Origin of the sequence: Sporofaciens musculi, from assembly GCF_009830285.1 — a bacterium.
GTDB classification, from domain to species: Bacteria; Bacillota; Clostridia; order Lachnospirales; family Lachnospiraceae; genus Sporofaciens; species Sporofaciens musculi.
The window spans coordinates 2,207,430-2,230,276 of record NZ_WUQX01000001.1 but is presented as its reverse complement, the minus strand read 5'-3'; the positions used below and the strand labels follow the sequence as shown (position 1 = coordinate 2,230,276).

Annotated in this window: 24 protein-coding genes and 2 pseudogenes; 1 reads left to right on the top strand and 25 read right to left on the bottom strand. The window is 41.8% G+C overall.

The window, feature by feature from the left end:
* Positions 1 to 14 precede the first annotated feature (14 nt).
* From GN277_RS11110 to GN277_RS11035, 16 genes and pseudogenes are all read right to left on the bottom strand, one after another.
* Positions 15 to 689 carry a hypothetical protein gene (locus GN277_RS11110; protein ID WP_159751095.1) on the bottom strand — a complete coding sequence of 225 codons (675 nt, stop codon included), beginning with the start codon at positions 687 to 689 and terminating at the stop codon, positions 15 to 17.
* A gap of 272 nt (positions 690 to 961) precedes the next feature.
* Positions 962 to 1,158, bottom strand: a pseudogene (locus GN277_RS11105) (TnpV protein); the annotation flags it as partial.
* A gap of 6 nt (positions 1,159 to 1,164) precedes the next feature.
* Positions 1,165 to 2,412: a hypothetical protein gene (locus GN277_RS11100; protein ID WP_159751094.1), complete on the bottom strand. Its 1,248-nt coding sequence runs from the start codon at positions 2,410 to 2,412 to the stop codon at positions 1,165 to 1,167.
* An 18-nt stretch (positions 2,413 to 2,430) separates the two neighbouring features.
* Entirely contained in the window at positions 2,431 to 2,763 is a 333-nt protein-coding gene (locus tag GN277_RS11095) for a hypothetical protein (RefSeq protein WP_159751093.1), read from the bottom strand.
* A 24-nt stretch (positions 2,764 to 2,787) separates the two neighbouring features.
* Positions 2,788 to 3,873 carry a CBS domain-containing protein gene (locus tag GN277_RS11090; protein ID WP_159751092.1) on the bottom strand — a complete coding sequence of 362 codons (1,086 nt, stop codon included), beginning with the start codon at positions 3,871 to 3,873 and terminating at the stop codon, positions 2,788 to 2,790.
* Positions 3,874 to 3,915: 42 nt separating this feature from the next.
* Positions 3,916 to 5,061, bottom strand: coding sequence for a hypothetical protein (locus GN277_RS11085; protein ID WP_159751091.1), 1,146 nt, complete (start codon positions 5,059 to 5,061; stop codon positions 3,916 to 3,918).
* Positions 5,062 to 5,080: 19 nt separating this feature from the next.
* Positions 5,081 to 6,259, bottom strand: coding sequence for an FkbM family methyltransferase (locus GN277_RS11080; protein WP_159751090.1), 1,179 nt, complete (start codon positions 6,257 to 6,259; stop codon positions 5,081 to 5,083).
* Positions 6,260 to 6,293: 34 nt separating this feature from the next.
* Positions 6,294 to 6,566: a hypothetical protein gene (locus GN277_RS11075; RefSeq protein ID WP_159751089.1), complete on the bottom strand. Its 273-nt coding sequence runs from the start codon at positions 6,564 to 6,566 to the stop codon at positions 6,294 to 6,296.
* Between the two features lie 129 nt (positions 6,567 to 6,695).
* Positions 6,696 to 7,604, bottom strand: a complete 909-nt coding sequence (locus tag GN277_RS11070) for a radical SAM/SPASM domain-containing protein (protein WP_159751088.1) — start codon at positions 7,602 to 7,604, stop codon at positions 6,696 to 6,698.
* Between the two features lie 27 nt (positions 7,605 to 7,631).
* Positions 7,632 to 8,435 carry an aldo/keto reductase gene (locus GN277_RS11065; protein WP_159751087.1) on the bottom strand — a complete coding sequence of 268 codons (804 nt, stop codon included), beginning with the start codon at positions 8,433 to 8,435 and terminating at the stop codon, positions 7,632 to 7,634.
* A 15-nt stretch (positions 8,436 to 8,450) separates the two neighbouring features.
* Positions 8,451 to 9,653: a radical SAM protein gene (locus GN277_RS11060; protein ID WP_159751086.1), complete on the bottom strand. Its 1,203-nt coding sequence runs from the start codon at positions 9,651 to 9,653 to the stop codon at positions 8,451 to 8,453.
* A 17-nt stretch (positions 9,654 to 9,670) separates the two neighbouring features.
* Positions 9,671 to 10,972 (bottom strand): nucleoside-diphosphate sugar epimerase/dehydratase, encoded by a 1,302-nt coding sequence (locus tag GN277_RS11055; RefSeq protein ID WP_159751085.1) that lies wholly within the window; start codon positions 10,970 to 10,972, stop codon positions 9,671 to 9,673.
* On the bottom strand, positions 10,965 to 11,432 hold the full coding sequence (locus tag GN277_RS11050) for a hypothetical protein (protein ID WP_159751084.1): 468 nt from the start codon (positions 11,430 to 11,432) through the stop codon (positions 10,965 to 10,967). Before GN277_RS11050 ends, GN277_RS11055 begins: the two co-directional genes overlap by 8 nt.
* 9 nt (positions 11,433 to 11,441) lie before the next feature.
* On the bottom strand, positions 11,442 to 12,020 hold the full coding sequence (locus tag GN277_RS11045) for an SIS domain-containing protein (protein WP_159751083.1): 579 nt from the start codon (positions 12,018 to 12,020) through the stop codon (positions 11,442 to 11,444).
* Positions 12,017 to 13,540 carry a sugar phosphate nucleotidyltransferase gene (locus GN277_RS11040; protein ID WP_159751082.1) on the bottom strand — a complete coding sequence of 508 codons (1,524 nt, stop codon included), beginning with the start codon at positions 13,538 to 13,540 and terminating at the stop codon, positions 12,017 to 12,019. The genes GN277_RS11045 and GN277_RS11040 overlap by 4 nt, the downstream gene beginning before the upstream one ends.
* Positions 13,541 to 13,917: 377 nt before the next feature.
* Positions 13,918 to 15,231 carry a zinc ribbon domain-containing protein gene (locus tag GN277_RS11035; protein ID WP_159751081.1) on the bottom strand — a complete coding sequence of 438 codons (1,314 nt, stop codon included), beginning with the start codon at positions 15,229 to 15,231 and terminating at the stop codon, positions 13,918 to 13,920.
* Positions 15,232 to 15,832: 601 nt separating this feature from the next.
* On the opposite strand from GN277_RS11035, the gene GN277_RS30900 reads away from it, so the two are divergent.
* Complete coding sequence (locus tag GN277_RS30900) at positions 15,833 to 16,072, top strand: hypothetical protein (RefSeq protein ID WP_280178604.1); 240 nt, start codon at positions 15,833 to 15,835, stop codon at positions 16,070 to 16,072.
* A 417-nt stretch (positions 16,073 to 16,489) separates the two neighbouring features.
* Here the strand turns inward: GN277_RS30900 and GN277_RS11025 are convergent, their stop codons facing one another.
* The 9 genes and pseudogenes from GN277_RS11025 to GN277_RS10990 all read right to left on the bottom strand — a co-directional run bounded on the left by GN277_RS11025 (position 16,490) and on the right by GN277_RS10990 (position 22,799).
* A complete protein-coding gene (locus GN277_RS11025; RefSeq protein ID WP_159751080.1) occupies positions 16,490 to 16,819 on the bottom strand; it encodes a hypothetical protein in 330 nt (109 codons plus the stop codon).
* A gap of 4 nt (positions 16,820 to 16,823) precedes the next feature.
* Positions 16,824 to 17,114, bottom strand: a complete 291-nt coding sequence (locus GN277_RS11020; protein ID WP_159756655.1) for a hypothetical protein — start codon at positions 17,112 to 17,114, stop codon at positions 16,824 to 16,826.
* 150 nt (positions 17,115 to 17,264) lie between these two features.
* The gene (locus tag GN277_RS29420) at positions 17,265 to 17,429 is read right to left on the bottom strand and encodes a hypothetical protein (protein ID WP_204162738.1); all 165 of its coding nucleotides are present in this window, start codon (positions 17,427 to 17,429) and stop codon (positions 17,265 to 17,267) included.
* Positions 17,430 to 17,543: 114 nt separating this feature from the next.
* Complete coding sequence (locus GN277_RS11015) at positions 17,544 to 18,350, bottom strand: DUF4422 domain-containing protein (protein ID WP_408641721.1); 807 nt, start codon at positions 18,348 to 18,350, stop codon at positions 17,544 to 17,546.
* A gap of 126 nt (positions 18,351 to 18,476) precedes the next feature.
* Positions 18,477 to 18,925: pseudogene (locus tag GN277_RS11010) on the bottom strand (formyltransferase family protein); the annotation flags it as partial.
* Between the two features lie 101 nt (positions 18,926 to 19,026).
* A complete protein-coding gene (locus GN277_RS32400) occupies positions 19,027 to 19,242 on the bottom strand; it encodes a DNA-3-methyladenine glycosylase (RefSeq protein WP_408641720.1) in 216 nt (71 codons plus the stop codon).
* Positions 19,243 to 19,543: 301 nt separating this feature from the next.
* A complete protein-coding gene (locus GN277_RS11000) occupies positions 19,544 to 20,512 on the bottom strand; it encodes an NAD-dependent epimerase/dehydratase family protein (protein ID WP_159751078.1) in 969 nt (322 codons plus the stop codon).
* Positions 20,509 to 21,456: a UDP-glucuronic acid decarboxylase family protein gene (locus GN277_RS10995; protein ID WP_159751077.1), complete on the bottom strand. Its 948-nt coding sequence runs from the start codon at positions 21,454 to 21,456 to the stop codon at positions 20,509 to 20,511. Before GN277_RS10995 ends, GN277_RS11000 begins: the two co-directional genes overlap by 4 nt.
* A complete protein-coding gene (locus GN277_RS10990) occupies positions 21,453 to 22,799 on the bottom strand; it encodes a UDP-glucose dehydrogenase family protein (protein WP_159751076.1) in 1,347 nt (448 codons plus the stop codon). The genes GN277_RS10995 and GN277_RS10990 overlap by 4 nt, the downstream gene beginning before the upstream one ends.
* Positions 22,800 to 22,847 lie beyond the last annotated feature (48 nt).

The window sequence follows — 22,847 nt, the reverse complement described above, 5'->3', positions numbered from 1 at the left end:
CTCTAAGGGGTTTTTCATCTCCTGCAACATTTGTAAAAACCTGCCGCCCTTGCTCCTTTTGGAAGTCCAAATACACCGCAACAGTATATCTTTTCTAAGGGGATTTTTTTAATATATAGCGCTTTTGCTAAATTCACAACATAGGGTCTGTCCTGACGGGCAATAAAAGCCTTGTCATCTTGCAGGTATAATTCCGCCTGAATAGCAGCATCTAATTCTTTTTGCTCAATAATTTCAACCGGACAATGAGCAAAAAGCGCCGCCACCAAACGTTGCCCTTTTTCTATACGTTTCCATTTTCTCCCTATGGTTTCATTAGAAAGCGAATATTCAGCATATGTATTATAATCAACCATTTTTCGTATTTCACCTGGAAATCCAAGCTTCCTGAGCTGAGAATACATTGATTCATAAAACCGTGCTGCAATACATACAATTACTTCTTCAGGATTCTCAGACAAGATTGAATTAGGTGGAGCAATCGGAATTCCCTGATACACTTTACCATGCTTGGAGGTGTTATTATCTAAAATTGACGTTATAGAAAATCCGCCTTCTGCAAAACATTTTACCAGCTCCTCCGTGGCATTACAATGCCCAAAGAGAAAAATTTTTTTATTTTTAAGAATACCGCATTGCCTTAGTTTACTATAACTTTCTGTCATTTCTCTATAATATTGTATCTCCAATTTCACTCCCCCTGTCCATAGTACACCAAAACGCCGCCGCTTCCCCCAGAACGCTTCCATTGGTCCGTTATCAATACATCTGGATACTCTTGATATACTTTGCATCATTCCTGCTTTGTTAAACTTTTTGCGGAAGGATTTTGAGATGTATTGGTATCCATGGTCACTGTGGAATAAAGGCTTTGCATCTGGATCGTTTTCATGGGCAATATCAAAGGTTTAAAAACAAGGGGAAATCGGCTCATGCCGATTTCCCCTTTGGTATCTTGTATTTATAGATAAATTATCTTGCTGTTCACAACCTCCCTCGCACAAACCCTTATGTCATTCATTCTTCCTGTCTAATCTAAGCCATTTTCTTCCTCTAGCTGTCGTTCTGTTTCATGCCCACTATGAGCCTTTCAAAGCGTTCCTGTGCCTGCCTGTTGATGTTGGCAAGGTAAGTATTCAGCCTGCCTCTTGTGAGAAGAAAAAATCAGCTTTTCCCCCATAAAAAACCATCCTTTACAACAAGATTTCTCCAGCCATCAATGGCATACATATCAATCGCCTTCCACTTCGTATCACAGTAATGATAATCTGGGAAAAGCGCCGTCTTATCACAAGCCGCATATTTCAGGACATCACACAGCCCACTGCGGATTCCCACAAACGTGCCCGCCCACTCCACCAGGGACTGCACCTGCGACAGCGTCGGGCTGATTCCTGTCGTTCCAGCCAATGGCTTCTCCTCTCCTGCCACGTTTGTAAAACACTGGTATCCCTTGGCTTTATAGTAAGAAACGATTGCAGCCCACACATCCTTTGGCAATGATGTGACAGACTTTGCATAAGGTGAAAAAACAACCGCGTTCCCTTTTTTAATCTGCTCCAATCCGGGATATACTTGCAGATTTTCCGGCTTTACCGGCTCCGTGCCTATTGGCAGCCCGAAAACCCCACATCGATAAATGATTTCAAGCGGAATGCATTTCAAATATAATGCCTTATGCAGATTTACCATATAGGGGCGATCCTGATGGGCGATAAAGGAAGTCTCGTCCTCCGTATACAGGCACGCCTGCACCAGCTCATCCATATCCTTCTGCGAAAAACACTCCACACGCTTGTCCGCCCCAAATAGGCTTACTACCTGCCTGCAAGCAGAGCCAATTACGCAATAGACAATATCTTTCCCGTCTATCCAACGCTTCCCCGCAAAATACGGCAGATAGGACATGGTAAGGAAAACGTCGCCCAACGCGCAGAAGGGGCAAAGCACCTTGAAAGCTCCCGGATATTTTTGCTCCATCTCCTCCTTCAGTCGGATTCCCCTCTCCACACGCTGCCACATTCTCAGCATAGTATCCCCTGAAAGGGAATATTCTGCATAGCTGTTATAATTCACCAGCTTTACCACATTCCCGGAAAACCCAAGCTCCCTAAGCTGCGCATTCATCGCCGCATACGCCCTTGCCACAATGCAGACAATCGTATGCGTGGCATCTTCCGACAATATAGTTTCTGGCGGAGTGATGGGTATGCCCCGATAACTGCTTCCATGCTTCGCCGTGTTGTTATCCAGAATCGCCTTTACCGTAAAATTTTTCTTCATTAGCAGATCGGCAAGCTCCTCCGTGGCATTACAATGCCCAAACACATAAATTTTTCTATCCTGCAGCAAATAATGTGCTGTCAGTCCATCTATTGCTTTCACCATTTCTTCATAATGCGCTTTATCCATACCATATCCCCATCGTTCCTACATCAACGCAGCTTCCTCTGCCTCCTTTGGCGTCAAAATCCCTGTCTTTACATAATTGTCAAGGCCTCCATAGCAGCTATTCTCCATAATAACCTGAAAACGGTCGGAAAATTCGTATGTGTGGTATAGCTTTAAGAGTTCCTCACATTGTATTTCGTCAATCGTAATGAAATCAAACTGCATATCTTTCGTTGGGGAAATTGGCAGCAATACAATGACCTTTCCGGCATCTCCTGCATCTTCTTCCAACATCTTTATGTATCTGCTCTCTGTTATCAAAAAAACTTTGTCATAATCACGCAATAAATCTTCTATATCATGCACTCTCATATTCTTTTCCGATTTACTGTTAAGTTAATTGACATTTGGCTCCAATGGGAGTTCATATTCCGAAACGTCCATTGTCCTGCCATCAAAAACGCTTGCTTTCCTATTATAATCCATGTGGGAAAACCGATGACATATTTTTATCCTAGCTCGATAATCCTGATAATAGAGCGACTCAGGGGAGATTTTTATCTGACTGTTGCTTTCATTAAATTCCTTTATCGCCAGACTTTCCCCTTGAAACTCATATCCCACAATGATATCATCCCAATACATATAGATTCTGGGCATAAAAGCTGAATCTTGGTTTTTCAAAAAACTTAGTATCGGAAGAGTGGATGAATAATAATCAACATCCACCAATACACAACCTATCGGTGCGGGGCAGTACTTGTCCAAAAAATCTTCTGTCGTATCCTGGAAGCTTCCCAAAACCAGCTTTGCTCTGCGCAGACGTTCCTCCAGCTTCTTTTTATCCATTTTATAGCTTCCTCCCGGCCAGAGATTCACCATGTCCTTATAACCCATATTCTTTTCTGGAAGCCCCTCACCAGAATCAAATCCATATATCTCAATGCCGATATTGAATAGCCTCTCTATCTCCCTTGCATGAAACTCACAATTTACAAGACCGTTGCCGCCAGCAACACCAAACTCCAGAACGCTGAATTTATCATATCCCAGTGCCTTAGCCTCCTGCGCAGCATTATAGATGCAATAAGCGTAGTGCATACGGGGAAGCCTTGCCTGTACATAATAGGTTTTCCAAAACGCCCGTTCCCTCGATATGATGTCCCAGACATGTTTTTCCCTATCGATAATTGGAATATGAAAAATATTCGGAAAATCAAGGAACAGGCTTCTTGCCTTTAAAAAGTCCAATTCCTCATTCTCATGGACTATGTACTTGCAGTTGGCATTATAAATATCCTCGACTTTCCGCAATGTTCTGTCCACGTAGGTGCGCCTCAGTTCTCGGAAAGTAGTAACGCCCTGGAAATCACCATTTCCATCAAGGACAAGCAGAATCGCCCCATTTTTATGCAACTTCCAATGTGCAAAAAAAATATCGTCTTTCAAATTTACCAAATAGTCATCAAGCTTTCTCACCATTCATACTCCTTTCTAAATTGTTTTGGTTTCATTATTTCATTATCAAAAAGATTGTACCTTTTTCAGAATATAACTTAGATATCCTTTCAATGGAAAAATATTACTTTCCGCAAACATCTGCATTTTATTATGAACGATATTTTTTCCCATATTACGGGCAAAATTTTCCGAAACAGTGACAGCAAATGATTTTTCAAAGACACCATTCTGTTGAAAAACATCTATTTCCCCAGTAAAATTATTCATGCAATACAGTTTCCGGTTATATACCCACGCACGGCGCACGGCAATATCCTTGCTTTCACCGCGATCTTCGTCATAATTTTTTATTAGAAGGATTTCTCCATCCGTAGGTATAATCCGAAGCAGCATATTGGCCCATAATGGAATTGCAAAGATACTATCTCCCATCTGCAGAAAATCCAAAAAACCAATTAGCTGCTCTGTTTTGAATCCCTCTGGCATCTTCCCATAGGGCATGAGTCTGTTCTGCAATAAATCCAGCAGTTTCAATCTCCCACTATTACGTTCAGACAGCAATATGCCGTCCTGTATTTCTGATATGCTAGAATAGCAGGTTGGTTGATTTCCGCTGTATATCAGACTAAAATTTTTAGTAATTATATCAAATGAAAAAACCATATTGGCAATCGCTGATGGCAAGATTAAGCGATTGCTTTTAACAACACAGTCCGACCAAAAAAGCGCATCCCTGTTCACAGTTTTCCCTTGGATATAAGAAAGCCACTGCGTATGATACGTCAACTGATGCGTAATAAGATCCATTTCAATGATTGCAGGATAACTTCGCGGAAGCATATACAGACTTTCACCGACAATTACTGACTTTATAAATTTCAACCATGCTACATATGGATTCGGGGCAAATGAAGAAGGCTTATTCAATGGAATTGTCTGAAACTCTCCTGTTTCAATACAATAAACGGCAATATGCTCTGCGCCAAGAGGCGTCAGGTACAATTTCCCATGGAAATACTGGATATCCGCATATAAATACCTCCCAAATATATCCTCGTCTGGTATTGAACCCATATAATGTGTTTTGCCATCTTCATCCACACAGCAAAGCGCATTAAATTCGTTTGCTGCAAACCATACTCCCGCTTCTGCCTGACAGCATCCATCAAAAGTCAGCTTACAATCGCTTAGCTCCAGATAATGCTCCATTCTAACCTCCCAGTCCCAACTATTTCAAATCACGGTCTAATGCCGCATACAAAACTTTATCCCACTCAAATTTTGTATGGTGACGGACAAACAGCTTATATTCTGGTACCAGTTCCTTAATCATAAGCGGTATTTCCCATAAATCCTCTATATCATGATAAATACTCAGCGCCAGCTTTGGCTTATTCTTCCTAATTGTTTCCGAAGCTCCCACAATCGCTGGAATATCTGCACCCTCTAAATCAAATTTAATAAATGTAACTTTTTCATCTCCTATGACACTATCCAGACGCATAGTTGGAATTTTATCTGCTCCATATCCGTTTTCCTCAAATCTTGAGCAATGCATTCCATATGCAATAAAATCCGCCCTGTCGTCCTTATCATACAATCCAGACCGATAAACCGTCATGTGTCCACAATGCGCCATATCTCCGTTACCGCTTATCTCGACGCCAAAGTATTTCTGAAAGTTCGTACATGTCCTTGAGAAATTACCTCCATCTGGTTCAAAACAATATGCTTTCTCCAAATGTTTTCCTTCCTGTTTCAACTGCTCTGCAAACCATATGGAATCATCCCCATCATACGCTCCCCCGTCAACAAAATACTCCTGATCCGAATACCGAAAAATGTTATCACTGAAATAATGCTCATAAAGATTATCCGCAATGTCATCGTAGTTTTTCACATTGTACTGAACCTTTTCAATATATGCATCAAAGACTTCTACGGATTTCTGGTCACAAAGCATCTCCCTGACCTGTAAGAGCTTATCCATATTATCCTGTATTACCTGAAATGTATGAAATTCGTGGTACTTCTTATTTCCATCCGTGTCATACCGCTCAATCATATTGACAAAATCTAAGATTGCCGCCGGATAGTAATGCCTGATTTTCATTTCCTCTAACTGCTGGGAAATCCTTTTCACCGCAAAAGCCTCCATTACCGTAATCAGTACCACATATCCATCCGGATTCTCCCTAAGCTTTTCCGGTGTGCAAATCGGAATATTCAGAATACTTCCTCCCTGTTTCTCTGTACTATTATCACATATGAAAGAAATCTCCTCATTCAGATAATAATCATATATTATTTCAAATGCTCTCCTACCTGCCCCAAAAAGTACAAGCTTCCTTCCCTGATGATAGCTTTCCACATAATCCTTATACTGGTTGTAATAAATTCCATTCATTTTAATACCTTCCTTATTCACACTAATTCAATCACTAAAAAGTAACCATAAACTGATGCTCCCCAATATACTCTTCCAGAAAAAGGAAACTGGAATAATAATGACTGATTCCCATCCCTTCCAACTGCTCCTCAATACGGAAAGGATACCTACTTGTAATTAGGACAACTGTCTGCTCCGCATTTTCTGTTGCCAGCCTATTCGGCTCGCATATCCTGATGCCAAAATATCTTGCATACCATTTACGAAAATCATTGTCAACTGCATAAGATACCTCCAAGCAATTCGGCAATATGATTTTTTTCATAGCCTGCGACATTTCATATCCTGCCCCAAACAAGACAAGTTTTTTATTCCCCCCCCCGTACACAGGAGATAAAATTCTCCTCTGTATTACGCATAAAATGAAAATTTTCAGATATCATCCTTATCCCTCCTAAGCTAAAATTGGACGTGAGCGCAACAAATCACAACTCTTACAAAACTCCGGAATATGATCGTAATCCTGTGAAAAACTCCTGTGGAGCTCAACAAAACGCGGTGAATTTAAAATTTCATTCAGGGAACTATCCCAGAGATTTCCAAGTATTGTTTCTTCCTGATAAGCACAGTTGCAATAACCAATCCTGCCGTCAGTAAAGACATTCATAACCTTTCCAAAACAGGTACAGCAGCTCTCCCACCACTGCTGGGCATTTTCATCAATATATGTACGAAAATCCTGCTTAGGACGGGAAAACCCTTTATCAAGTATCCTTGTGTCTACATAATTCACACCCAGCTCCCTCCAGTATGACAATGCCGGAAAATAATCATCCCTTGAACTTTCCGCAAGGATATAACTGATGCCAATCTGTGTGCCGGATTGCATTTCGTTGCGCACATCTATCAATGCCGCAACATTCTGTTTAACAGTTTCATATTGATTTTCCGGATTAACTGTTTTCCTCCCACTTCCTTGGTATTTTTTGTACACATCTGAACTGTTTCCTGTAACACTGACCACAATATGATCAATGTTTGCTTCCAGTAATTGCCGAGAGATATCTTTAGTCAGTAAAACGCCGTTTGTGACGATGCTCACCTGTGGCACATATTTCTTAGTTTCCCTCACAATCTCTGTCAATCGACGATAAATCAGAGGCTCCCCTGAACCGCAAAAGCAAACTGCACCAAGAGGGATAGGCGGCGGACAATCTTTAAGCTGCCGAAGCATTGCAACAAATTTATCATAATCAATTTCATCTCCTGCCCTAAAATCTGGTCGTTTTGCAAGTAAGCAAAAACTACAGTCAAGATTACAGGCATCAACCAATGTAACGAATAAACCAATAGAATGAATCATGTGTTTTCCTCCCAAACTATTAAGACTCTAAAATGTAAAATTATCCGGATCCGCTCCTATCCTATGCCCTGTATCCATCCTGCCAATCCTCTCCATATCCGCATCATCCAGTGCAAAGTCAAACAGCTCCTTATTATCCCTCTGCCGTACTGGATTCCCGGAGCGCGGGATCATCCACACGCCGCGCTGCAGATGCCATCTCAATATAACCTGCGCTGGCGTTTTCCCATACTTTTTAGCAAGCTCTCCAAATACCGGCTCCTCCGTCAGCTTACTGTAAGAACCACCCAACGGACACCATGCCTGCGCTAATACGCCTCTCCCTTTGCAATACTGAATCAGCTCTGTATTTTGGAAGTATGGGTGCGATTCTATTTGGTTTAAAACCGGCACAATCCCGGAAACCCTTTCCAACTCCCCAAAATGGTGCGGTTCAAAATTACACACACCGATTTCCCTGACCTTGCCTTCTTCCTTGAGCCGTGCCATTGTTTCCCATGCCCGCTCAAATCCGATGGCTGGCCAGTGGATTAAATACAGATCCACATAATCTGTTTGGAGCGCTTTCAGGCTTTCCTCTAGTTCTTCCCTCACCCTGCCCCGGCGGATATCCTCTGTCCACACCTTGGTAGAAATAGCAACCTCCTCCCGCCGAATTCCGCTTTTCCTCACCGCGCAGCCAACTTCACCCTCATTGCGATACTGCCACGCAGTATCAAGAAGCGTGTAGCCCGCCCTGATTGCATTACATATCGCATCCGCTTTCAAATCATAGGTTCCCAGACCAATCTGCGGTATTTTAAGCCCCAATCCCGTTTCAAAACATTCCATAGATATCCCTCCAAATCAGACATATTCATTTATCTGCTTAGTGCTCGGCTTCCACTGTGACGCATGCCCCCAATGCTTTAAATCGCAATAGCTGCAAAACGGCACATAATTAGAGCTGAACGCAGCGATCTCTTTCCAACTGTCTATCTTGTATATGTCTATGGAATCTTCCTCCAAAAGCTCAAGGCTCTGCTGAAAGCTTTGGTTGAAAATATCAATATGCGCCGCCACCGGGCACATATAGATCCGTCCGTCCTTCAATACATTGAACTTGTTATAATACAGGCAGTTCACACAGTAAAACTTATCAACGCCTTTCCCCAAGTCAAGAGTATGCTTGTCGGAAATTTTCACAATCTTTGTCGGATCTGCAGCGTGGATATCCGATGACATCTTTAAAGACACTCCATACTCCGCAGCCTTTCTCTCAAGCGCCTCATAATCCAAATGGATGGGATATATCGTCACCGTGATATGGACATTGTAATCCCTGCATGCCTGCCACAGATTTCCTTCCGGCATATCCTCCCATTTCAGCAGGAGCGTACCGTTCGTCAGTATAATCAGTTCACAGTCTGGAAACTCCCTGCGCACCGCCTTAATAATGGGGATAATGTCATGATTAAGCAAGGGTTCGCCGCCCAAAAGCGCAATGTATCCCAAATCATGGTCATACAATTCTCCCAGACGATGAATATCCTTCTCAAATTGTACAAAATCCAAAAAATGCGGCTCGGAAAGCTGCGAATAGTGGTCGCACATCTGGCAGGACATATTGCAATGATCCGCCAAACTGATTTCAAACGCCATCTCCTCCCGTTCTCTCGGTCTGACCTGGTTGGCAATCGCACGCTTATTGAACTCCGACATGATAAAGTAATCCTGAAACCCTTTTTCCCGGAATTTGGGGATAATCCTATTAAAATATCGGTCTGACAACGCAACGATAATCCCTGCTCCTTTCTCCTGTATCACATCCTCCATCAGCTTTACTGGCATTTCCCTATAACAAAAACAGGGAGGTTCCTTCGGAGCCCATGTCGCAACATATCCTTCAATCCTTATACCACACATATCAAAATACTTCAGCAGCATTTCCTGATTAAACGCATATCCATAAATATACAATTTTTGATACCTTCCGCAAAATTCCATCATATCTTCCAGTTCGTAAATATGTGGCAGTTCATTAATCACATGCAAATGTTTTCTGTTCATTCACCCATTCCTCCGTTTTAAAATAAATTTATGATTTCAGTGCACAGCCTTTGAAAATCCTCCTCATATTCCAGCTCAACCGCGTCATTGCACAGTCCCATGTCATTCAAGCTGAAATATTTATATGCGCTGCAATTATAAAACCAATTATTTTTATCATATAGAATCACCTTTCTCGCTTTCGCACGGCTTATCACATCGCAGAATCCGCTCCTGACACCGACAAATGTTCCCGCTGCCTCCACCACTTGCGGGGCAATATTCAATGGGAAAAAAACTGCATCTGTTCCCGCTATGGCAGGTTCTTTTTCCCCGCAGCTATTGGTGCATACAGAATACCCTTTTTTTTGCAGAGCCACTACGAGCTCCTCCCAAAAGGGATTCGGCAAATTCGCAAGAGTCATTGCATAAGGAGAGAGGATAACGGTTTTTCCCCTAACAAGCCCTTGCCCTGTGAAAATTCTGTCTATCTGATCGTCCGCATTTTTCAATGTTGGTGGCTGCGGCATTGTATCATCCGAAAGCCGAAACACATATTTTCGGAACATCTCCGTAAAATTATGTCCCTTATATCCCCGAATCCACTGTGTTGGATTTGTATAGATTTCTCCCCAACTGTCATTAAGGATTTCCATATCACATTGCTCTGGTTCCGCCATATAATAGGAAATAAGCCTTGAACAGACATCCGTGGAAGGAAGCTGTTCAATATTTTTTATATCAAACAAATCCGCAACTTTTTTACAGGCTGTACTGACAACAACAAGCACGTAATTTTCTATTTGCTTTTGTCTGATATATTGCTGCAAAAATGTCCCGATCAGGTAAATATCACCCGTTCCTGTATAGGGGCAGAGAAATATTTTTGCGTTGATGCCATACTTCTTCCTGATCGCTCCATAAACCGCTTTCCCCATATGGACATGTAGACTCCTCATAACAAAGACCGTTTGAATTCTCTTGATAGCTTTAATCACATATATGTGTCGTTTTTGTAAGCCTGTTTCCATAAGCTGTTTTTCCATTTCCCGCCAAAATGGGGACATGATGAAAACATCCACTCTGGATTTTCCTTCCTTTTCGATTGCATTCACTGATACAACCGGAATCCCGCAGCAATGCATTCCCTGCTTTTTTCTGTCATTGTCGAGCACACCTTTCACTTTGATTCCCTTCCATGACAATTCCCTTATGATGTGATATGTCCGCTCACTGACGCCGAAAACGTAAACGGGGGTATGCAGGGAACCATGTCCTTGTTTCGTTTCTACGTACTTTTGCACCGTTTTTTTTACAAGCTTCCACTCATATTCATACATAGACCGTTCCCTCCGCTTTGCCGTCCGGAACACACCGCAAACAATAAAACCCCAGACATATCAATTCCTCTTTCGTGATTTCCTCATGGGACAGAATCTCCCTGCTATTATTGTCCTTCGGTTCTTCCAATGAAAAGAAAACAACATTGTCAAAGAAACGATATAGGCAATAATAGCGGAGCAATCGCCGTACTTGCAGTTCTTTCATTTTGAACGTCTGAATATTGTCTGTCATATAAGGCTCCAAATATTTTAATGTGCAATTTTCCGTATAAAATACCAAGGCTTTTTTAGCGCTCTTTCGTTTCATATAATCTGGAAGATACTTTAACGCCGTTTTATTCCATTCCTCATCCTGCTCTGTCAGAATGATTACAACACAGTCATAGTTAATCCGATATTTTATTTTTAGCCTTCTCCAGATATTCCTTCCCTGCCATGCACAAATCAGCCATTCCATAATAGCCATTCACCTCAATTTCTGTCCGATCGCCCCTCCCGGATGGTTCTTCCTAAAATCCTCAATCGGGATCTCCAGTGTCGAGGCCATCTTCATCACCAACCCCTGCAACACAATCAGATTCAGCGTCGTGGAGTTGTTTGGCATGATGTTCCACATATCCCCTTCGTGCCGTAAATCCAGCACGACACTATTAGGAATCTCGCATGTGAGTATGCTGTCCTTATTAAAAGTCAGGAGCCACATATCCACATTTCTCTCCTGTAAAAGCCTTGCAAGGTAAATGGATTCCTCCGTTTCCCCGCTTTTTGTAAGGATAATCACCATATCCCCTTCCTTTACTACGCCCATATCGCCATGCACGGCAGAGTTGGTGTTGAGGAAACATGCCTCTAGCCCAAGCGACTGCATAGAACCCACGAATTTCTCGCAGACGGGAACATTCTTTCCTAAGCCGGAGGCAATAATTTTATGCCCGTTTTTTAAGGTTTCTGCCCCTTCCTTTACCCACCGTTCAAACAGTTCCATATCCATAGAATGGATAGCGTGGTCAAATTCCTTTAATTGCCGTTCAAAGTATGTTGTCATAACACTTCCTCCAGATAATATAGCCCGTTGTAAAATGCGCCGCATATCGAATCATAGTCCTGCCACGCATATGTTGTCAGTGACAGCCAGATAACCCCATGGAGCAGCCTGATCTCCTCTGGTTTCGTTCCTGTCATTGCAAAGAAGTCTGCTTCCATATCCTCCCAATGGTTCGATTCAATCTGAAGCCCTACGCCCTCCTCTGCGTCCTGCCCGATGGAGAGCCGGAACCGCTTCAGGTTAAACTGGTCATAATTTCCGACAATGGAATAATACAGTTTCGCCCAGTCATACAGCGGATCACCATACAGCTCCTTGTAACCAAAATATCCCCTCGGATCAATCAGAACGGGGCTTCCGTCCTCCCGCAGCATCAGGTTTGAAAAGGTACAGTCACCGTGGATAAAACAAAAATTATTACAAGACAGCCCTGCCAGTTTTTCTTCCAGCTCTCTTTTATGGAAAAATACATTCCTGCATTTCCTTCCGTTTACCGCAATGATCTTCTCATTGGCAAACGGCACTAAATCCCTGATTTTTATGATCCGTTCAAAGGTCTTGTTGAAATATGACTCCCTTAAGCTAAAGCTGTCTGCCGGAATTTTTTCAGAGGCATGAAGCTGTTTTAGAGCATCTGTCAGCTTCAGTAAAATCTCCTGCTTTTGTCCATATGCAGGCTGGTATTCGTAAATGTTTTTCCCATTGATGCGCTCCATTTCTAAGGGGTTTACTGAATATATCTCTGGCAATGCTTTAACGCCTAACTGCTTTGCCTTCCCATACCATGCACATTCCCTTGCTGCCAGCCGCTTACCCTGTTCATCAATGCCTTCCTTGATAACCCGGTTTTCCTTTATGGTTATACGGTTGAACGGGCGGCATTTTTCGGTTTCTAATTTCTCATATTCCTCTATTAAGCCAAACTCTCTTGTCCCTGCAAGCCCGAATTTTTCAAATTCCATCTGCCTTCCCTGCATCCAGCGTACCAGTTCCCCGCTTTCCGGCACATCCGCTATCTTTGCTTTTTCCGTAAAAAGAAAAAAACCTGCCACGCCGTATTCCAGGCTGCTTTCTTCTATAAACCGTCCATTCCTGTACGACCAGCGGCAGGGAAATGTCTGCGAGACACCTATGTAATCCTTTTGCAGCGTTGTATTTATTCCGCTGGCATCGTATCCCTCTGGCATCTTCAGGTCTGCCGGGAGTATCAAATCCGACCATACCAGCAGGAAAGGCTCTCCGTCCGGAATTAAATCTGCCGCCTGCCTTATTCCTGCGCATGTGCCTGTCCCTGCTGCGTCCACGATCTGGTATTTTACAGCCGCAAACGCTTCCAGATATTCGTGCATGACTTCCTTCTTATAATCTGCTATGATAACAAAACGCTTATCCGGATACCTGCCAAACAGATAGAACAGCATCGGCAGATTCCCTACAGGAACAAGCGCTTTCGGTTTATTTTCAGTTAAATGCTTCAGGCGGGTACCCTTGCCCCCTGCCTGCACAATAATATAATTCATATCATCAGACTCCTGTTTATGTTATATAATAAGGCATATATAACAAACTACTTTCATTGTGAAAACGATTTATAAATTATTAAATAAGGTACATTGGTCATCTATTCTCTCTTACAATAATCTCCAACCAGACACAATTCATGTCTCCTGGACAACTACCAAAAAACAGATGATGCAGATATATTCTGCTTCGCTCCCAGGTACATCACAGCCTCCCATGTTCCCCAGGTCCTGGCATACCCAATACGCAATCTCTTTGCCTTCTAATGCCGTTCATTATTTTTTTATATCAGGAACATCTTCTTCAGTCCTCTTACTCTATACAGGTAAAATCCCGGCTCATCGCCGGCATTTATCTGAATCAATGTTCTTATGACCTATTTCACCGTCCTTCCAGACCTTCCCCTCATCAGCACATTCCTTGCTGTATTCGTCTTTTCTTCTATACGGCAGCCGCAATTAGAGCAGATAAAATACCCCTCCTTCTTTTTTCCTACCTGGCCGCACCCGCTGCATTCTTTACTGATATCTTTACCTAGAACCTGTATCAGCTCTATCGACTGTTCCTTACATTTCTGCATCAGGCGTTTTCGGATATATCCCCTCTGCCACTGTGCCATGGAATGGTTAATCTTCTTATTCACACCCCCTGCCTGGGGCTTAGGCAGCTTTACAATGTAAACGGCCTGTGGCTTTTCTTCTCTTAAGAAGCGGTTCAATTCCTGATTGATATAGCTGTGCAGGTGTTCCTCCAGACGCTTCTTCTTCGCATTGTACTTCTTCCTTCCGGGATTCTCATTCCTGTTACGGTTATATATCCTCGTCTGCTCACGAATCCAGTCTGCGTATTCAATCTGATATCTGCCCAACTCCTCACCATAACGACGGCCTTCATCTGTCGTCAGCATCGTGTAAACCCCTGCTGAAACCCCTACCTGCTTCCGATAATCTGCATGTTCGCGGACCGCGACATTTACCGGTACCTTGATGGTGATACTGCTCTCTTTCGGATACAGCTTGATATAGAGCTGGCTCTTATAACGGTTATTATCTGTCAGCAGTACAAAGACTCGTTTCCGCTTTTCTTTTACGGAAATATAGACTCCATGATCCCCATAGCGATACGCTCTCTCTGCTATGGCAAAACCGTCTGCTCTGTCCGTATGCAGCTTTACGTGATGCTTTCTCACCTGCCTGCACAGATAACGGTGAAGCTTTTTTGTATCAACCTTCGCCGCCACTTCAAGATACTGTTTCTGCAGCGCCTTGGGCAGTTCAACCGGCCTCTGATTTAAAACTTCTTCAAATGCGCTGCTAACCTTAAGCAAAAACCGCAGATAATGTTTATCTTCCTCCGTAAAGCCTTTATTCTGGTTAATCAGCTTCGTTAGCTTCGATTTTGTCCTGGTCCACTGGCTCTTAATCTCACCCAATGCATCAAAAATCGCCAGATAGAAGTAGACTGACGGCATCCCTAATGTTTCGCGGTAACCGCTGGCCGTCATTTCATTCTGCACCGTGTAGCCCGGATAGAGCTTTGACAGGCTATGGAGTCCTCCGAAGCGTGAATATACATAGTTTTTCACCTTTTTGTAATCCTCGGCAATCTCTAAAAGCTTCTGCATATCTGCTTCTTTGAGCGGTTCTTTACTATACTGATGAATGGTTTTACATACTTTGTCTACTGGCATATGATTCCGTCCAATAAGATATACCCAAAGGGCATCCCGTAATCCATGCCCCTAGCGGGGCGGGCGGACTGCGTCCATTAAGGTATACATTTTCGTAATGATTTTTATGGAAAATTTTTTAGACATATACTACAAAAAATAGAGATTAAGTTTATTGACTTTTTGTCGATAATATATTAGAATGGTTGAGAATTTATTTTAAATGTACCATTACGAAAAAGTATACTTTTCCGTAACGTCTTTTTTCAAATTTAGTTATATTATAACATAAGCGTTATGGCAAGCCCTCACAACACGATTCCAATCCTCTGCTTCATTCCGAAGGAAGATACGTCTGCCTTCTTTTTCCCTGTAAAAGATTTGGTTAGACATTTTGTCTCTAAGATGTTTGATTCATGTGGTTTCCTCCTTACTTAGAACTACAAGATAAGAATTAAGAAGGAAACCAAAGAGTTTATTTGACTTTTCATCTATATGAACTTATTTATAGATACTGCTTGCAAAAGTTACTCCTCTGGAGAATAAGGTCATTCATTCTCTGGAGAAACCTCTTTTTAATGAGCCCGGACTTAAAATATTAAGAGGAAATCAGATTGGTGCCTTGATCGGCACCGGAGGACAGGCCGCCACACAGCTAGAAGCAATGATAGCGGTAAGAAAATTAGAAACGTTACGGGTATATGACCTCAATTACAATAGAACCGCCAGCTTCGCCTCGTGTATGCAGGAGGAATTACAATCCTATGGAACAAAGATTACAGCAGTAAAATCCTCAGATGAAGCTATTAATGATGCAGACCTTCTAATTACGGTCACACCCTTCCTCCAAGCCTGTATTTGACGGGACAAAAATTAAAAAGGGCTGTACCATCAGCTGCGTAGGCGCATACCAACATCATATGCAGGAGATGGACCCTGCCATACTTCCGAGAGTCTCCAAGATTTATTTTGACTCGCAGGAGGCGGTTCTCTCGGAATCCGGAGATATCTTACTGCCTCTTGAGGGGGCATCATTACCGAAGACGATTTTACCGGTAATATCGGAGATATCATCAACGGAAAAGGTATCCAACGTTTATTTTCGGCGGTATTGACCTTGCCACCGCGCCGGCTCCCGCCGTTTCCATCCTCAATGAATTGAAAAAAGAGGTTGAACCTGCTGGAGAGATACGGAAAACAGCACCAGAAAAATAACATAAATGATTTACCAATATACGCGCGTACAGAATTCACTGTTAATTACGTAATTCTGTACTAGCTACTTCTGCTCTGATAATTTCTGAGCCTCTCTTTCAAATACATGCGAGATATCATAAAGCTCTGGTACGTCAGAAATTGTACATACATTCACACAATAATTTAACCACGGTATTTCTTTTGTCATCTGATAGATAACTGCCATCGCTTTTGCCTCCGACATTGCCTTTACAGAATGATATCCAGAACCTTGTATATGTTCAAATCCATTTTTCTCAAAATATAAACGGACGTCATAGTAAGCGTTATGCCAGTCCCCTTTCGGATAATATTCTTTCAAAGCCTCTGTATCAAGGTCAAAATTAATACCTTTTCTCTGCGTGCTGTCCATTAATTTAAATTCTCATGAAATCAGTGAGCAGATTTTCTTTCTCGTCTCCATTATACCAGAAGCATTCCTGCAGATGCTTTGAAATTCCTGCCGCGCTTTTCAACGCAAAAATAGCGGCCCAAAATCTCCCGTAATCCTGTTTATGCCCCCGGTCAAGATAAACTCTGCGCCCTGGCGTTCTGTCTGCGCAATTCAAATCCTCCTTCTCAAAAATCTCATCTGTCTGCTCACATATTTTGTCCATATCATGCTGTGTCAGATTACTGGAATCAAATTTTATCTCTACTTTATACACTATGTTCATCCTTTCAATTACTGGAATAGGAAACTATATGTTTTCTTTTATAGTTTAACATAAACAGCCCAAAAAGTCATTTCCTTTTTACTGTACTTTGACACTGCATTTCATGTCCGCCAGGTTTATCACAATATCGGCGGATTTCCTCTACGACTTCCTTATAAGGTTTCCTTTTCCGAACAAAAGGGTTGTTCCAAACACAAAACCATCCATTTCCATGGGCGCAAACTTTAAAATTTTGTCTGCGCTGCACGCACCGTACCAATAAGTCCTGAATTTCATCTCATTCTTTAAGCTCAGTAAGCGTTTCACCTTTTCCCCGTGTACGGCATGTACATCTGCCCTGCATTGCCAGGGTTGACAGCCATAACCAATCGATACCACCCTCGTCAAGCCTTATATGTAACAGTTTTCAAATTATTCATTTTATACTATCAAACGGCATTCTGCATGAACAATATTTAAACATTTGCTTTTTTTTACAAAATAAAGTGTCTCCAATGTCTCTCCCATATAGCCAATATAACGGTCTCTCCTCTCGTTTCCCCTTGGCACCGATAATTCCTCTGCTCGTTCCAGTATCGGAAACAGCCACTCGCAATATTCACGTAATACTATTTTTTTTTTTGCAAGAATTATGTTGTAATTATAAAAATATTGTTGTTCCAGAATTTCCGAGAAAGCATCCGCATATTCCGGCTGCAATTCTTTCAAAGCAGCAAGCAGTGCATTCCAATCCTCCTCTTTGAGATACCTCTCATGATGTGCATGAATGTTCGGCTCATAGGGCATCGGATAGGGCAGAACAACATCTACATCGTTATCAGCCAAACGTAACAAATCGTCCGCCGAGAAGTCAAACATCCGTCGATATTGTACCAATCCATAATATTGCCTATTATCCCCATCACCAGTCCCCCTGCAGCAAAGTTTGTTTTTCCATATCCAATATAATCCTGTCAATTCTGAGTAATTTCCATTCTTATATGAAATATTCTCGCCTTTGTTATCCAAAAGGTCTGCTATTCTCGTACTGCAATTATCAGCTCCTACCTGTATCGGAAATACAATTTCCTTTACCTTCCAGACCTTATACTCTAATCCCTGATATTCAAAGTGTGCACCAACATAGGGCTTCGCCAAAGCTCTCACCAGATTATAAATTGCCCTGACGGACATTCTCCAGTCAATCTTCCCGTCTGTTTTCCCTCTTTTTCTCCAACTGTTTCCCACAGAAATGTTTTGCTGTAATGAAATCAGCTCCCCATTATTGAAACCACTCACTATTTCTTCAAGCTGCGTACAACCAGCCTCCAATGTCTTCGCATATAAGGCTGCTGCATCATCTTCATACTTGATGGCTATTTTTTTCTGTGATATGATATCCCCTGTATCTGCTCCCTCATTCATTAAAAAAATGTTGATGCCGTTTCCTGCAAGCCCAATGCTAACGCCCAAATAAGCGGATGTCTTCCTCTGTTGTAAGGCAGCGCAGCCGGGTGAAATCCCACAGTACCACGCTTTGGAATTTTCAGAATTTGCTGCTTAACTAACTGTGACCATCCCAAACAGAAAATAATGTCTGGTTTTTTATCTTCTATATATGTAACACAATCTTTATCATTTATGTTTTCTGTAAAAATATAATCTATTCCATTCTCCCTGCACAAAATGCTTAAATCCGCAAAATCCGAATTATAATTCGACTGCTCTTTTGTAATAACGCCAACTATATTTATGTCCAATTCACACAATTTTTTCAAAAAGATTTCTGAAGATTTTACACATCCTATAAATACAGCATCCATCGTCTTTATCCTATATCCAAGTCATAAAATTTCTTTTTTAGATCAATACCATTCTGCAAATTTCCGTTATAGGTATATTCTATAACCTCTACTATAGTATCCTAAGTATTTACAAAAAATCCCTTTTCACTTTTTCCAACTACTTGCCCCACTGTATTCTTGTAAGGATGGGCGCCTTCTACTATTTTAACCTTATTAATTAATATCTTTTCTCCGCGAATGAAGGAGGTTGCCTGAGGTCCCGGCCTGCAAATTGCACGAACAAAGTTAAAAATATCCCGACTGGACTGATTCCAATCTTTACTAAGCTTATTTATTTCAATACATCCATCATTATATAATATTATATATATACTTTTAGATTTAAATCTATCTCTAAATGGAGCTTCCCTGGCTCATTACCCGTAAAACACATTGCTAATATTTACAAACCTGCTTTTAATTAAAATCAGACTGGTATCACATGCTGTCTGCATTCCATATATAGGCAGCCAGGGAGATTTCATCCATTAGAGTATACATTCCTATGATGATATATCTTAAATAAATTCCCGTTCATTCTAATATATTATCGACAAAAAGTCAATAAACTTAATCTCTATATTTATGAATAAGATATCAAATGCTTGCACTGTCCTTAATGAGTTGGGAATACATATCCTCCAAATCCTCCTCAGGCCTCCACCCCAAAGACATAAGTTTTTCTCCTGACAGACGAAGCGCCGTGTCAGCCGCATAACCATATCGTTCATCATCTGCTACATCGTATACCACCTTAATCCTGCCATCTGCCATTTTGTCCGCTACAAGCTTTGCCATCTGCCGGATTGTCATGGTATTGGATTCATTCACCACATTGTATGCTTCCCCGCTGGTTCCTTTTTCCAAAATAGTTATGATTCCTGATATGGCATCATGAATCCCGCAGTAATTTCCCATCGAAAGTCCCCATGTATGAAGCACAATATCACAATTTTCTCTGACTGCCTTAGCAAATTGGGAAAAGACACGTTTGTCTGATGACGGAACCCCTTCTCCGAACGTCTGTGATAGACGTGCAATTTTAACCGGAACACCATATTCTTTATAATAAGAATAACAGATATTTTCCGCCATGCGCTTTCCCAAAGGATAACAACTGCGGGAAGCCAATAGCTCCACTGCCCCCCGCGAAACCTCTTTCTCCGTAACACGGTGTCCGATTGGACAGTCAATGTTTCCATATACCTCCATGCTCGAAAGGTATACCATACTTTTAAGCTGACATCGCCTTGCAAGCTCTAATACATTCTGCGTCGTGTTGATAATGCTTTCTGTAACCTCTACAGGATGGGCGAGCATTTCAGCAGACCCTGTAATAGAAGCGCAGTGAATCAGATAATCGCAGTCCAGATTTAACGATGCCGCTTTTTTCCCATCAGTTAAATCTACCTCTGCAATCTGCACATTATAAGGAAGTACTTTCTCCGCTTTCGCTTTGTTCCGCACAAGAGCCGTTATATCTGCCTTTTCGTCAATCATTCTTATGTATTTTACTATCATAGCGCCTATATAACCGGCTGCACCTGTAATTAGATATGTATTCATGCTGTTTCCTTCCGCAATACTTGTTCAAAATAACCTATTGTTCGCTTCAATCCATCCTCCAGCATGACAAAGGGCTCCCAACTAAGTTCTTTCTTTGCCAGATCGATAATAGGTTTTCTCTGCGTCGGGTCATCCAATGGCAGCGGTCTATGCACTATCCTTGAACTACTACCTGTAAGGTCAATAACTTTTTTCGCCAGTTCCAACATAGTAAACTCCCCTGGATTTCCAAGATTCACCGGTCCGGTAAATCCATCCCTGCTGTCCATCATCCGGCACATCCCGTCCACCAAATCATCTACATAGCAGAAACTCCGTGTCTGACTGCCATCTCCATAAACGGTAATATCCTCCCCTTTCAAAGCCTGCACAATAAAATTGGAAACAACTCTGCCATCATTTGGGTTCATATTTGGTCCATAGGTATTGAAGATACGTATAACTTTGATATCTATATTATGCTGCCTGTGATAGTCAAAGAAAAGTGTCTCTGCCATCCGCTTCCCTTCATCGTAACATGAACGGATACCAATAGGATTGACACAGCCACGGTATACTTCCGGCTGCGGATGCACCTCTGGGTCTCCGTACACTTCACTGGTACTAGCCTGTAGTATCTTTGCATTGACTCTCTTTGCAAGTCCAAGCATATTCATTGCTCCCCATACAGAAGTCTTTGCTGTTTTAATTGGATTATACTGATAATGCACGGGGCTGGCAGGACATGCCAGATTGTAAATCTGGTCAACCTCGACATATAATTTTTCAGTCACATCATGACGGATCAATTCAAAATTCTTATAATCCATTAGGTTCCAAATATTATCTTTTGAACCAGTAAAAAAGTTATCCAGACAAATGACATCATTTCCCTCATCTGCCAGTTTCTTACAAAGATGAGATCCAATAAATCCCGCGCCTCCTGTCACTAAAATACGTTTCATGCTGTTACCTCCACACTGGGTCTCACACCAATCTGATAATAATCCAATCCATATTTTGCCAAACTTTTTGCACTGTACTGATTTCTTCCATCAAAAATAACCGGATTCCTTAATCGTTCCTTTATCTCATAAAAATCAGGACTACGGAATTCCTTCCATTCTGTCACCAGTACAAGCGCATCCGCACCTTTCAGTGCATCATATTTGCTCTCACAGTATGTAACTCTTTCATTGCCCTTTAAATAACATTCTCTTGCCTCGTCCATTGCTTTCGGATCATAAGCCTGTATTTCTGCTCCCAGTTCCGTCAGCTCCTCTATAATGGTGATTGCTGCTGATTCCCTCATATCATCTGTATCTGGCTTAAAGGCAAGGCCCCATACCGCAAATACTTTCCCTAATAAATTTGTACTAAAACGCTGTTTTACTTTTTCCACAAGCACCAGTTTTTGTGTATTGTTGACTTCCTCAACAGACTGTAATAGCGGTGCGCCGTAGCCATATTCATCGGCTGTTTTAATCAGAGCTTTCACATCTTTTGGGAAACAGCTTCCTCCATAACCGCACCCAGGGTAAATGAAAGAATAACCAATACGTTTATCACTTCCGATTCCTTTACGTATTTTATTAATATCTGCCCCAACCCGCTCACAAATATTGGAAATCTCATTCATAAAAGAAATCTTTGTGGCAAGCATTGAATTAGCTGCATACTTTGTCATTTCAGCGCTTGCAATATCCATTACGATAAAGTTCTCTGTATTCATCAGATATGGCTTGTACAATTCACGCATTATTTCTTCTGCATCTTCATTGTTAATGCCAATTACAATTCTATCCGGCTTCATGCAGTCAGAAATGGCATTTCCCTCTTTCAAAAACTCTGGATTAGAAATAACATCAAAGGTCAGATTGCTCTCCCGTTTACTAAGTTCCTCCTGTATACGGGTATACACCTTCTCTGCAGTCCCCACTGGAACAGTGGACTTATCTACAACATACATATGATGAGACATATATTTACCGATACTCTCAGCTACGTCAAGAACATAATGCAGGTCGGCGCTTCCATCCTCGCCCATTGGCGTTCCAACTGCTATGAAGCAAATATTACAAACCTCCAATGCCTCCTGTATTTTTGTTGTAAAATTTAGATTCCTCTGTTTGAAATTATTTAAAACCATCTCGGACAATCCTGGTTCATAAATCGGGATAATGCCTCTTTTCAGGTTTTCGATTTTCTTTTCATCCACATCCACGCACCAGACTGTATTTCCCATGTTTGCAAAGCAAGTTCCTGTTACCAGTCCAACATATCCTGTGCCGATAACTGCAATTTTCATTTGTTTATTTCCCTCCAATTTACTTACTCGATAAGTTCCTATTTTTCA